Below are 13,311 nucleotides of genomic sequence, written 5' to 3'. Positions count from 1 at the left end.
GACACTTCCCTGTAAATGGTTGCGATCCCGGTCGACACGCAGCAACGGCGGCGACTTTCGCAAACCGATTGTCCTTTGGAACGAACGGCGCACGGTCCCAGGGGACGAGCCTGTGCCCTCATCTGGAAAGGGGAGCGAGGCAAGCCGCTGGCGGCGCTCGGACGTTCAATCCGAGCGCGTAACATAGCAGCGCTTTCGAGGATGGGAAGTTAATTTTTAAAGGTTGTACGATGTCATAACGCAATCAAATGGCTGCGGGTCCGCAGCCTAGAGCGGCCGGACCTGTCGCATATTGTCAGTGTCTATCATCTGAATTATCGGCCGGCGCTATCGCGAGCTGGCGTACCGGGAAACCGGCAAGTGTGCGGGCAGCTTTCCGGCCAGAAGCGGACGATCGCTATTAACAGCCGGTGCTCGATCGAGCGCCGGGCAACTCACTCACCCTTTTTTTACGAAACTGATGAACGGGCGTTTTGTGACGTTATTCATAAGTAGTCACACGTTGTCATCCCCCGCCAGGATGCGTAAGCTGGCCCCCATGAACCAAACACCAGCAGCTACACCCAGCACTCGCGGCCCAGCCGACCATGACATTCGCGACCAGATTGTCGCGGCGGCCAAAGAGCATTTCAGTCAGTACGGTTATGCCAAGACCACGGTGTCCGACCTGGCCAAGGCCATCGGCTTTTCCAAGGCGTACATCTACAAATTCTTCGATTCCAAGCAAGCGATTGGCGAGGCCATTTGTACTGGCTGTCTTGCGCGGATCGTCGAGGCCGTGGAGGAGGCCATCAGCGAGGAAGGGCTTTCTTCGACAGAGCGCTTTCGTCGTCTGGTCAAGACCCTGATCACCACGGGAATCGACCTGTTCTTCAATGATCGCAAGCTTTATGACATTGCCGCATTCTCCGCTTCGGAGCGCTGGCCCAGCTCCCAGGCGTATGACGCACGGATCAAGCAGTTCGTGGTGCAGGTGGTGCGCGAAGGCCGTGAAAGCGGCGAGTTCGAGCGCAAGACGCCGCTGGATGAAACCGTCGAATCGATCCACCTGACCCTTCGACCTTTCGTCAATCCCCTGTTGCTGCAGTACAGCCTCGATCACGTCGAGGTCGCCCCGACGCTGACCGCAAATCTCATCCTGCGCAGCCTGATGCCCTGAGGGGATGGCTGCTAACGACGGCCGCCCGATCCCCACGACTTCCTTGAATTCGATTTACCTATCTGGTCTCGATTTTTTTGATTGGTGACCATTCGCATATCTGGTCACGTGAATGAATAAGAAGCGATATACCGGAATGAGCGCTAACCCTGTGGAGCGAGCATGCTCACGGTGAGGGCTTGGTGTTCATGTCAGATCATCGATTCGCCACGGGCTGCTGTGGCGCTTGCCAGCCGCCACCCAGGGCTCTGAACGCTGCGACCGCCGCTCGAGCCGATTCGGTCCGCGCTTGTGCTCGGGCGTCGGATGCCTGGAGCAGCGTTTCGTCGGCATTGAGCACGTCGATCAGGCTGGCGGCGCCTTTCTGATAGGCGATGAACGACGACTGACGTGCTTCGCTTAGTGACGCTTCGCCTGCGGTCAGCGTGGTGGCCTGGGACTCTCGGTTCACCAGGGCGGAGAGCGCGTTCTCGACGTCCTCGGTGGCGCGCAGCGCGGACTGGCGGTAGGCAGCCAGCGCTTCGGCTTCCTGCCCCTTGGCCTGGTCGATCTGCGCGTTGATCCGGCCAAAGTCGAACAGTCTCCAACGCAGTCCCAGCGCGCCTGAGGCTTGGCTGGCACCACCGGAAAACAGATGCCCGGCCGATACGGAGGTGGCACTGCCAAGCAACGCGCCGAGGGAAAATTTCGGGTAGTACTCGGCGATGGCCTCGCCGATGCGAGCGTTGGAGGCGGCGAGACGGCGTTCGGCGACGATCAGATCCGGGCGGCGGCGCAGCAGATCGGCCGGAGTTCCCATCCCGCTGATCTGTGGGGGCAGGGGAATGCTGTGGGTTTCGGCCAGTTGCCGGCGATGGGTTCCTGGCGGCGTGCCGAGCATGACATCCAAGGCATTCATGGCCGCGTCCAGGCCGGTCTGCAAAACGGGCACCGTAGCCTGGACCTGAGCCAGCGCGCCCTCGGTCTGGCGCACCTGATAGCTGGCAGCGAGGCCTTTGGTGTAGAGCAGCTGGACTTTCTCCAGCAGGTCCTGCTGGGTCTTGATCTGGCGGTTCGCAATGTCGATCCGCGTCTGCAAGCCGCGCAGGGCAATGTAAATGTCCGCGGTCTGCGCAGCGACGGCCAGCCGAGTGGCGGCGGCGCCGGCCTCGGAGGCCTGGTACTCGGCCAACGCGGCTTCCTGCCCACGTCGCAGGCCGCCAAAGACATCCAGTTCCCAGCTCGCGCCCAGGTCAAGCTCGTAGGCGTTTCCATATCGATCAAAGCCGGGGTTTGAATCGAGCACCTGGCCGAGTGGCGTCTCGACCGATTGATAGGCGCGTGCGGCCTGGCCACTGATATTTCCCGAGGGCAGCAGGGCGGCATTGGCTGCGCCAAGGCCAGCCCGGGCCTGGGCCACGCGAGCCGATGCCTGGACAAGGTCGAGGTTCTGTTCCAGGGCCTTGGCAATGAAATCGTTTAGCGCCGGATCGCCAAAACCTTCCCACCAGGTGGTGAGGCTGGCCTGCGTCGTGCCGCGCCTTTGTTCGACAGATGATTGGCCCAGGAACCGATCCGAAAGCTCAGCGTCTGGACGCTGGTACTCCGGACCGACCGTGCAGCCAGCCATCAAGCTGGCGCCTACCAATAAGGCAAGGGGATGGAACGATGGCATTGAGGGGCCTCGGGGTCGATTTTGTGACCATATTATAGTCTGGTCACAAGGTGTCAATCTCTGTGAATGTTACCCTGAGAACCATTTCACCTTGCTTCACCGGCACCTCCGACTGATTGCGCTGAAAGAAAATATAGCTGCGAGCAGTGACCATTGACAGTATTGGTCACGAGCGTAAAAATGATATCCCAATCTTCTAACCATCAAAGGGAACCTATGCTCCGGCTCCGACCTGTCACCCTTGCCGCTTGCGTATTGCCTCTCGTCCTGACGGCGTGTGGGGAGTCATCCACCGCTCTCGACCCCCGTACGCTCGCCCCTCTGGTCAGGGTCGCGCAAGTGCAGGGGGTGTCCGCCAGCGCTCGCTCTTTTACCGGCGTCGTGGCGGCGCGAGTGCAGAGTGACCTGGGCTTTCGCGTTTCCGGCAAAGTGTTGGAGCGATTGGTCGATGCCGGCCAGACCGTAAAAAAAGGCCAGCCTTTGATGCGTCTGGACCCAATCGACCTGGGCTTGCAGGCGCGAGCCCAGCAAGAAGCGGTCACGGCCGCCCGCGCCCGGGCCAAGCAGACTGCCGATGATGAAGCGCGCTATCGCGAGTTGGTGGCTGCCGGGGCGATTTCGGCGTCGGGCTACGACCAGATCAAAGCCGCCGCCGATACCGCCAAGGCCCAACTCAGCGCCGCCGAGGCGCAGGCCGACGTGGCCCGAAATGCGTCGGGCTACGCGTTGCTTGTCGCCGACGCTGACGGTGTGGTGATGGAAACGCTGGCCGAGCCGGGTCAGGTCGTCAGCCCCGGCCAACCGGTGGTTCGACTGGCACGAGCCGGGCAGCGCGAAGCCGTCGTGCAGTTGCCCGAGACCCTGCGGCCCGCCGTCGGGTCCGGTGCGCAAGCGACGCTGTACGGCAGCCCCAACGGCGCCGTCACCGCGAAACTGAGGTTGCTGTCTGATTCGGCTGACCGGGTGACCCGCACCTTTGAAGCGCGCTATGTGCTCGAAGGCGCACTCGCCAACGCACCATTGGGTTCGACCGTCACCCTGCGCATCGCCGAAGGCGCGACCCAGGGCCAGGTAGTACAGGTGCCGATCGCTGCGTTGTACGACCCCGGTAACGGCACCGGCGTGTGGGCCATCGACGGCGAACCGGCAAAAGTCACCTGGCGTCCAGTGCAGGTGCTGGGCTTGAGCGACGACGCTGCGCGCGTCACAGGCCGTCTCGACGTTGGCGAACAGATCATTGGTCTGGGCGCACATCTGCTGCGTGAAGGCGCGCCCGTCAGGTTGCTTTCCCAGAGTGATGTGAAGGTCGCCGGGAGCCGTCAATGAGCCTCAATCTTTCGGCCCTCGCGGTGCGTGAGCGCTCCATCACGGTGTTTCTGATTTTTCTGATCGCTGTCGCCGGGACGCTGGCTTTCTTCAAGTTGGGCCGCGCCGAGGACCCGCCGTTCACGGTCAAGCAACTGACCGTCATCACTGCCTGGCCGGGCGCGACGGCGCAGGAGATGCAGGACCAGGTCGCCGAGCCCTTGGAAAAACGCCTGCAAGAATTGAAATGGTACGACCGCTCGGAAACCTATACCCGACCTGGCCTGGCGTTCACCATGGTCTCGTTGCTGGACCGAACGCCGCCTTCACAGGTGCAGGAAGAGTTTTATCAAGCGCGCAAGAAGCTTGACGACGAAGCCACCAAGCTGCCGGCGGGTGTGATCGGGCCCCTGGTCAACGACGAATACGCGGACGTCACGTTCGCGCTTTTCGCCCTCAAGGCCAAGGGCGAGCCGCAGCGCCTGCTGGTGCGCGACGCCGAGGCATTGCGCCAGCGCTTGTTGCACGTGGCTGGGGTAAAGAAGGTCAACATTATCGGCGAGCAGGCCGAGCGCATTTTCATTTCCTTTTCTCACGACCGGTTGGCGACGTTGGGCGTGTCCCCTCAAGACATCTTCGCCGCCCTGAACGGCCAGAACATGCTGACGCCCGCCGGTTCCATCGAGACCAACGGACCGCAGGTTTTCCTGCGGGTGGATGGCGCTTTCGATAAGTTGGAAAAAATCCGCGACACGCCGCTGGCGATCCAGGGCCGGACCTTGAAGCTGTCGGACGTGGCAACGGTTGAGCGCGGTTATGAAGATCCGGCAACCTTCCTGGTGCGCAATAACGGTGAAGAGGCGCTGTTGCTCGGCGTGATCATGCGCGAGGGTTGGAACGGCCTGGACCTGGGCAAGGCGCTGGACGCAGAGACCAGCAAAATCAATGAAGGCATGCCACTGGGCATGACGCTGACCAAAGTCACTGACCAGGCGGTGAACATCAACTCGGCGGTCGACGAGTTCATGGTCAAGTTCTTCGTCGCCTTGCTGGTGGTGATGGTCGTGTGTTTCATCAGCATGGGCTGGCACGTCGGGATCGTGGTCGCGGCGGCTGTACCCCTGACTCTGGCCATCGTATTCGTGGTGATGGCGGCCACCGGCAAGAACTTTGACCGGATCACCCTGGGCTCGCTGATCCTGGCGCTCGGGCTGCTGGTGGACGATGCGATCATCGCCATCGAAATGATGGTGGTGAAAATGGAGGAGGGCTACGACCGGATCAAGGCCTCGGCATATGCCTGGAGCCACACGGCCGCCCCGATGCTGTCCGGCACGCTGGTGACGGCCATCGGCTTCATGCCCAACGGTTTCGCGCAATCCACCGCCGGTGAGTACACCAGCAACATGTTCTGGATCGTCGGCATCGCCCTGATCGCCTCCTGGGTGGTCGCGGTGGCATTCACCCCATACCTGGGGGTGAAGATGCTGCCGCAGATCAAGGAGGTCGAAGGCGGGCATGCAGCTATCTACGACACTCCGCGCTACAACCGTTTCCGGCGGATCCTGACGCGGGTGATCGCGCGCAAATGGCTGGTGGCCGGCACGGTCATCACCTTGTTTGTCGTAGCCATCCTGGGCATGGGCCTGGTAAAGAAACAGTTCTTCCCGACCTCGGACCGCCCCGAGGTGATGATCGAAGTACAGATGCCCTATGGCACTTCCATCGAGCAGACCAGCGCCGCCACCGCCAGGGTCGAGGCGTGGCTGCAAAAACAGCCGGAAGCCAAAATCATCACGGCCTACATCGGGCAGGGCGCGCCGCGCTTTTTCCTGGCGATTGCGCCGGAACTGCCGGACCCATCGTTCGCCAAGGTCGTGGTGCTCACCGACAGCCAGGAGGCCCGCGAAGCCCTCAAGTTCCGTCTGCGCGAAGCAGTGGCTGAAGGCCTTGCTCCAGAGGCCCGGGTCAGGGCGACGCAAATTGTCTTCGGACCGTACTCACCCTTCCCGGTGGCCTACCGCGTGATGGGGCCTGACCCGTCGAAACTGCGGGAAATCGCCGCTCGCGTCCAGGACGTCATGCAAGCCAGCCCGATGATGAGAACCGTCAACTCCGACTGGGGCCCGCTGACGCCGACGCTGCATTTCAACCTCGACCAGGATCGCTTGCAGGCGGTCGGGCTGACCTCCAGCGCGGTCGCCCAGCAGCTGCAATTCCTGCTGGCCGGGGTGCCGATCACGGCGGTGCGCGAGGACATCCGTTCGGTGCAGGTGGTGGGACGCGCCGCTGGCGATATCCGCCTCGATCCGGCCCGGATCGAAGGCTTCACCCTGGTGGGTGCGGCGGGCCAGCGTATTCCGCTGTCTCAGGTCGGTGAGGTGGACGTGCGCATGGAGGATCCGATCCTGCGCCGCCGTGACCGGACCCCGACCATCACCGTGCGCGGCGACATTGCCGAAGGCCTGCAACCGCCGGATGTCTCGACCGCTATCATCAAACAACTGCAACCGATCATCGACACGCTGCCCGACGGTTACCGGATCGAGCAGGCGGGGGCCATCGAGGAATCCGGCAAAGCGGGCAAAGCCATCGTGCCGCTGGTGCCGATCATGATTGCCCTGACGCTGCTGATCATCATCGTCCAGGTGCGCTCGATTTCGGCCATGCTCATGGTGTTCTTCACCGCGCCACTGGGATTGATCGGCGTGGTGCCGACGCTGTTGATCTTCAATCAACCGTTTGGCATCAACGCCCTGGTGGGGCTGATCGCGCTGTCAGGCATCTTGATGCGCAACACGTTGATCCTGATCGGGCAGATCCACCAGAACGCGCAGGAAGGACTGGACCCGTTCCATGCCGTCATCGAAGCCACGGTGCAGCGGGCGCGTCCGGTGCTGCTGACGGCTCTGGCGGCAATCCTGGCGTTTATTCCGCTGACCCATTCGGTCTTCTGGGGAACGCTGGCCTACACCCTGATCGGTGGCACGTTTGTCGGGACCATCATGACACTGGTGTTCCTGCCGGCCATGTATTCCATCTGGTTCAAGATCCGTGCGGTCAAGACGGTGCACACTGAAACAGTCAAGCCGGCATAAGCGATCGATCGCTTGCCGCCCCAATGAGCGCCCACGCAAATGAAGAGGTTTCCATGAGTATTTCAGCAGGTCACACACGCATCGTAGTCACGGGCGTCGGCATCGTCGGCCCCCTGGGTTGTGGCGTAGAGGAAGTCTGGAAACGGCTGCTGGCCGGCCGTTCCGGTATCCGCAGCCTGCCCGAAATGTTCACGGAGGGTACCGGTGTCGCGGTCGGCGGCCAGGTGCCGACCCTGGAAGAGGACGCCGTGGCCGGTTACGACCCGGAGCGCTTCATCGCGCCCAAGGACCGCAAGAAAATGGACCGCTTCATCGAGTTCGCCCTGGTGGCGGCACAAGAGGCCCTGGACCAGGCCGGTTGGCATCCGACTGAAACCGCCGAGCAGGAGCGGACCGCGACGATCATTTCATCGGGTGTGGGGGGCTTTGGCGCGATTGCCGACGCCATTCGCATTACTGACACGCGGGGCCCGCGTCGACTGTCACCGTTCTCGGCCCCGGCATTCCTTGCCAACATGGCGGCCGGGCACGTGTCCATCCGCCACGGCCTCAAAGGGCCGCTGGGTGCGCCGGTCACCGCTTGCGCTGCCGGGGTCCAGGCCATCGGCGACGCGGCCCGGATGATCAGGAGCGGGGAGGCGGACATCGCCGTCTGCGGCGGCACCGAGGCGGCCATCGACCGCGTGACCCTGGGTTGCTTCGCGGCAGCCCGGGCGCTTTCCACCGGTTTCGCCGACCGCCCGCAGCAAGCCTCGCGTCCCTTTGATCGTGAGCGCGACGGTTTCGTCATGGCCGAAGGCGCGGGGTTGTTGGTGATCGAGTCGCTGGAGCACGCCCTGGCGCGAGGAGCCCAGCCTCTGGCGGAACTGGTCGGCTACGGCACCAGCGCCGACGCGTATCACCTGACGGCCGGCCCCGAAGACGGCAACGGCGCCCGGCGGGCCATGGAGCAGGCGTTGCGCCAGGCCGCGGTCAGTCCGGCCGATGTGCAGCACATCAATGCCCATGCAACCTCGACCCAGGTCGGCGACAGTGGCGAGCTGGCGGCGATTCGTGCTGTGTTCGGACGCGACGCGGGCGTTGCCATCACGTCGACCAAATCCGCCACCGGGCACCTGCTGGGCGCGGCGGGGGGGATAGAAGCCATCTTCACCGTGCTGGCCCTGCGAGACCAGGTCGTGCCGCCTACCTTGAATCTGCTTAACCCCGATGAGGCCGCCGACGGGCTCGATCTGGTCGGATTGAACGCTCGGAAGATGCCGATCACCCATGCGCTGTCGAATGGGTTCGGGTTTGGTGGGGTCAATGCCAGCGTGCTGTTTCGGCGTTGGGAGCAATGACTTGAGCAATTGATCCGATTACTTGGATTTCAGGACCATAGGTGGCACGGCCAGTCTCGCTACAACCGGCACGAGGAGGACGTAGCTTGCGTCCTCGTCATTGAGCCTGTGCCGCAGCGAATCCAAACCGCTCAAGAATCGAACGAGCGTGCCGATACAGCGCGGTATCCCTAATTACGCGGGCGACCGGATGAGGTACCCGTTCAGGTTACCAAAGGCGACCGTGCGCCTGTATTTTTCACGTTTTATCAGGTTTGAACAGTCGGACCTTAGGTATTGAATCCATGTCAGCCCACGCCAGGACCGAACTGGAAACTGCCCTCGTCGCATGCAAGGGCAGTTTCTTCTCCGTCGGTTTTTTCAGTTTCTTTATCAATCTGCTGATGTTGGTTCCATCGTTTTACATGCTGCAGGTTTATGACCGAGCGGTAGGAAGCGCCAACCCGTCCACGTTGTTGATGCTCACGCTGATCATGTTGCTGTTGATGATTACGATGGGCGGGCTGGAGTGGGTTCGTTCGCGGATAATGGTACGTGTCAGCACTCGCCTCGATACGTTATTGGGCCAACGCCTGTTTGACGCCAGTTTCAAACACGCACTCCATTCCTGTGGCCTGAACGCCACGGCCCAGCCGTTGAGTGATCTGAGTGCTTTGCGCCAATTCCTGACCGGCAACGGTCTGTTTGCGTTTTTTGATACGCCCTGGATTCCCATCTACCTGGCGGTGATGTTCGTTTTCCATCCCTGGTACGGCTGGATGGGGGTGGCCAGCGCCGTGTTGCTGGGAGCACTGGCTTTTGCCACCGAGAAACTGACCCACGCACCTCTGCAGGCTGCCAACCGTGAGCAAATGGCGGCCACCACGTTTATCAACAAAAGCCTGCGCAATGCCGAAGTGGTCGAGTCCATGGGCATGCTTGCAAGTCTGCGTCGGCATTGGAACGGTCAGATCCATAACGTCCTGTTCCTGCAAAGCTTGGCCAGTGACCGCGCCGGCACCATCACTGCAGTGTCCAAGTCGTTCCGTCAAATCCTTCAGTCCCTGGTGCTGGGCTTGGGCGCTTACCTGACGATCCAGCATGAGATTTCGTCCGGACTGATGATTGCCGGCTCCATTTTGCTAGGGCGCGCACTGGCGCCCATCGATCAGTTGATCGGCGTCTGGAAGGGCTTTCTAGGGGCGCGGTCGCAATATGCCAGACTGCAGGAATTGCTGGTCCGGATTGCCGCAGAGCCTGCACGTATGCCGCTGCCCGCGCCGCAAGGGGCAGTACGCGTCCAAGGGCTTTCGGTGGGAGCTCCAAACAGTCGCAAGCCGATCATTCGCGGCGTTGATTTCCAAGTGTCGCCAGGCGAAGTGGTAGGCATCATCGGGACCAGCGGCTCCGGCAAATCGACGATGGCCAGGGCGTTGCTCGGTATCTGGCCAAGCCTTGCCGGTAGCGTGCGTCTGGACGGTGCGGACATCAGCCAATGGCGTCGCGAGGAACTAGGCCAATACATCGGCTACCTGCCCCAGGATATCGAACTCTTCGAGGGCACCATCGGCCAGAATATTTCACGTTTCGGCCCAGTAAACGCGCCTGCGGTGGTTGCTGCTGCGCGTATGGCCGGAGTGCATGAGTTGATCCTGCAACTGCCCGACGGCTACGACACGCTGATCGGCGCTAATGGCGGCGGGTTGTCCGGTGGACAGCGTCAACGCGTCGGGCTGGCTCGGGCCCTGTACGGCGAGCCGCGCCTGGTGGTGCTTGACGAGCCCAATTCCAATCTGGATGACGCCGGGGAAAAGATGCTTGCCCTGGCATTGCAAAAACTCAGGCAGAGTCGGGCCACGGTGTTTGTCATTACGCATCGATCCGGGGTGCTGGCACAGGTCGACAAACTGTTGGTCTTCAATAACGGCGAATTGAGTCTCTTCGGGCCACGCGACAAGGTCCTGGCACGGTTGCAGGGCGTCACGTCGGCGGCATCCCAGACTGCTGCGATCCAACCGTAGGAAGCGGGTTTACAACTTTATGCAATACAGCAACTACTCGTCCGCCGAAATATCCGGATTGCCGATCAATGATGTGCCTGTAAGACGCATCGGTTACCTCATGCTGCTTGTGACCTTTGGTTTGTTCGGCGGCTGGGCGACCCTGGCTCCGCTTGATAGTGCGGCGTTGGCGCCGGGTGTGGTCACGGTCAAGAGCTATCGCAAGACAGTTCAACACTTTGAAGGTGGCATCGTGCGCGAACTGCGCGTGCGCGATGGGGATAGGGTGAAAGCCGGCGACGTCTTGCTGGTTCTCGATAATACCCAGGCCCGTTCGGAAATGGAGGCCATGCGAAGCCAACTGATCGCTGCGCTCGAGTTGCAGGCCCGGCTAGTGGCTGAGCGTGACGCACTGCCCGAGCCCTCTGTCGTTGCTTCCCTGGATCCTGCCGACCCGCGAGTGCGCGAAGCTCGTGACAGCGAGGCGCGAATCTTCCAGGCCCGCCGGACCTCGCTGCTGGGGGAGGTTGGCCTGCTGGAAAAGTCCATCGGGCAAATCGAGGAGCAGCTTCGCGGGCTCAAGGCTATTATCGCCAGCAAACAGTTGCTGGCGGCCTCATATCAGGAGGAGATCGTTGACCTGCGTACGCTGTTGGCCGAAGGCTACGTGGATAAACAGCGTCTGCGTGAACAGGAGCGCAATCTCGCTCGCTTGCAGGCGGAAATCGCCGCAAACCAGTCCGAAAGTGCACGAGCGCGGGTGAATATCGACGAGGCCCGGTTGAAGATACTGCAGCTGAGGAAAGATTTCGCCAGCGAAGTCGCAGGTCTGCTGGGCGATGCACAGACCAGGGTCTATGAATTGCGCGAGCGCCTGGCCACCTTGGAGGATCGCGACCAGCGCACGGATATCCTCGCTCCGGAATCGGGGATGATCATGGGCATGACCGTGCACACCCAGGGGGCGGTGGTGAGTCCGGGCACAGCGCTGCTGGACATCGTCCCGGCCAACGAAGAGCTGCTCATCGAGGCGCAGGTTTCGCCGTTGGACATCGACCGTATTGCGCCGGGCAAGCTGGCGGGCATTCGTTTCAGTGCGTTCAAGAGCAGCACTACGCCGGTCATCGAGGGGCAACTGGTGCAGATCTCGGCCGATCGCCTGATCAACAACAACACCGGTACTGCCTATTATCTGGCGCGCGTAGCCCTGACCGAGAAGGGGCGCAAGACACTGGGAAATCTGACCCTGGTGCCGGGAATGCCAGCCGAAGTGCTGATCAATACTGGAGAGCGCACATTGTTACAGTACTTGATGCAGCCAGCGAGCAACGCATTCGCCCGTTCGCTGATCGAGGACTGACATGAAGTTCCTGATCGCGATGTGTCTACTCGCCGTACCGCTGGGGGCCTTGGCTGACGCTACCTATATCGACCTGTGGCAGTTGCACCAGGAGGCCCAAGGAGCCGACCCACGTATCCTGCGGGCCCAGGCCCTGACCCGCAGCGGTGAGAGTAATGAACGAGCCGCTTTTGGTCAGTTACTGCCGCAGCTTAACGCCAGCGGCAGCGTTAACCGTAGCCAACGTGACGATAACCTGAGTCGTACCGAGTACAACGGCAAGCGCGTGGCGATGGCCCTCAATCAGGTGATTTACAACCCGCAGGTCTGGCGCAGCTATCAGAGATACGTCGAGCTTGCCCGACAAAGCGCCGATCAATCCGCTGACACCGTGGTGCAGGCAAGCATTGATCTGTCAGAGCGCTATTTTGCCGTTCTAGCAGCGGAAGACGAACTGGCCTTGGTGCGCAGTGAGCTGCAAGCGACCGAGCGTAACCTCAAGCGCATCAACGCCTTGTATGCGCGCCAGATGGCAACGGTGACCGATGCACTTGACCTGGAGGCTCGAGTGGATGCGCTCAAGGCCGACGAGATTGAGGCCAGCAATAAGGTTCAGGTCAGTCGCGAAGCCATCTCCGAGTTGGTCGGGCGTGACGTCCGGGAGCCTTTGAAGCGCATCGGCGAAAACCCGGCGTTCAGCCTGCCGGCGCAAGCGCAGGATTACTGGGTGCAGGCGGCGCTCGACAGCAACCCGGTCCTGCATGCCCGCGAGCATGGGGTCCGTGCCGCAGAAGCGGCTATCGGCGAAGCCCAGGCGGGTCATCTGCCCCGGCTGGGCCTGAATCTTACAGCACAACGTAGCGATATCGGCTATGAAGGCACGTTGACGCCGCGCTCGGAAAACCTCATCGCGTCCCTTGATTTTCAGGTGCCGCTCTACAGCGGTGGCTCCACCAGCGCCCGGGTATCGGCTTCGCAAAGCGATAAGGATGCTGCCCAGCAGGAGCTGGAAGCCTTGCGGCGTCAGGTGATCAAGGAAACTCGCACGGCCTATCTCGGTATGTCCGCCGAGCTCAGTCGAATCAAGGCAACCCGTCGAGCGCTGGAGTCCGCCGAGAAGTCGCGGCTGGCCACGGAGAAGGCGTTCGGGTATGGCCTGAAGAATGCTGTCGATGTGCTGGACAGCATCAAGGACGAATTTCGCGCGCGGCGTGATTTCTATCAATCGCAGTACAGTTTCGTGACCAGTTTGCTCATGCTGCATCGCTGGTGCGGAAGATTGGGAGAGGGAGATATTCAAAGGACCAACGAATGGCTTGTTGCGCCTTAGATCATGTCCATGGCTATAAAATAATGGCTAAATGATGCCACTGTTGTTGTTTCTCAGGCAAAATAACCCTTTTGTAGTGGCCGCATTCAGGAAGGCCACAGTTCGTT

At 61.5% G+C, this 13,311-nt stretch carries 8 protein-coding genes; 7 read left to right on the top strand and 1 reads right to left on the bottom strand.

All coding sequences use genetic code 11. The features are described 5' to 3' along the window. The first annotated feature begins 538 nt into the window (after nucleotides 1–538). Entirely contained in the window at nucleotides 539–1,159 is a 621-nt protein-coding gene (locus ACLEJQ_RS02950) for a TetR/AcrR family transcriptional regulator (RefSeq protein WP_440792017.1), read from the top strand. Between the two features lie 196 nt (nucleotides 1,160–1,355). On the opposite strand, the gene ACLEJQ_RS02945 is transcribed toward ACLEJQ_RS02950, so the two are convergent. Then, nucleotides 1,356–2,813, bottom strand: a complete 1,458-nt coding sequence (locus tag ACLEJQ_RS02945; protein WP_440792015.1) for an efflux transporter outer membrane subunit — start codon at nucleotides 2,811–2,813, stop codon at nucleotides 1,356–1,358. A 216-nt stretch (nucleotides 2,814–3,029) separates the two neighbouring features. On the opposite strand from ACLEJQ_RS02945, the gene ACLEJQ_RS02940 reads away from it, so the two are divergent. From ACLEJQ_RS02940 to ACLEJQ_RS02915, 6 genes are all read left to right on the top strand, one after another. Beyond that, complete coding sequence (locus tag ACLEJQ_RS02940) at nucleotides 3,030–4,139, top strand: efflux RND transporter periplasmic adaptor subunit (RefSeq protein ID WP_440792013.1); 1,110 nt, start codon at nucleotides 3,030–3,032, stop codon at nucleotides 4,137–4,139. Continuing rightward, nucleotides 4,136–7,216 carry an efflux RND transporter permease subunit gene (locus tag ACLEJQ_RS02935; RefSeq protein ID WP_440792011.1) on the top strand — a complete coding sequence of 1,027 codons (3,081 nt, stop codon included), beginning with the start codon at nucleotides 4,136–4,138 and terminating at the stop codon, nucleotides 7,214–7,216. The genes ACLEJQ_RS02940 and ACLEJQ_RS02935 overlap by 4 nt, the downstream gene beginning before the upstream one ends. 53 nt (nucleotides 7,217–7,269) lie before the next feature. Then, nucleotides 7,270–8,556, top strand: coding sequence for a beta-ketoacyl-ACP synthase II (fabF, locus tag ACLEJQ_RS02930; protein WP_440792009.1), 1,287 nt, complete (start codon nucleotides 7,270–7,272; stop codon nucleotides 8,554–8,556). A gap of 284 nt (nucleotides 8,557–8,840) precedes the next feature. Beyond that, the gene (locus ACLEJQ_RS02925; RefSeq protein ID WP_440792007.1) at nucleotides 8,841–10,556 is read left to right on the top strand and encodes a type I secretion system permease/ATPase; all 1,716 of its coding nucleotides are present in this window, start codon (nucleotides 8,841–8,843) and stop codon (nucleotides 10,554–10,556) included. A 19-nt stretch (nucleotides 10,557–10,575) separates the two neighbouring features. After that, the gene (locus ACLEJQ_RS02920) at nucleotides 10,576–11,895 is read left to right on the top strand and encodes an HlyD family type I secretion periplasmic adaptor subunit (RefSeq protein WP_440792005.1); all 1,320 of its coding nucleotides are present in this window, start codon (nucleotides 10,576–10,578) and stop codon (nucleotides 11,893–11,895) included. Between the two features lies 1 nt (nucleotide 11,896). Next, nucleotides 11,897–13,204 carry a TolC family protein gene (locus ACLEJQ_RS02915; RefSeq protein WP_440792003.1) on the top strand — a complete coding sequence of 436 codons (1,308 nt, stop codon included), beginning with the start codon at nucleotides 11,897–11,899 and terminating at the stop codon, nucleotides 13,202–13,204. The last annotated feature ends 107 nt before the right edge of the window (nucleotides 13,205–13,311 follow it).

The organism is Pseudomonas sp. SMV71 (assembly GCF_052042015.1).
GTDB lineage: Bacteria > Pseudomonadota > Gammaproteobacteria > Pseudomonadales > Pseudomonadaceae > Aquipseudomonas.
The sequence above is the reverse complement of the archived record's forward strand: the minus strand, read 5'-3'. Positions and strand labels throughout refer to the sequence as shown.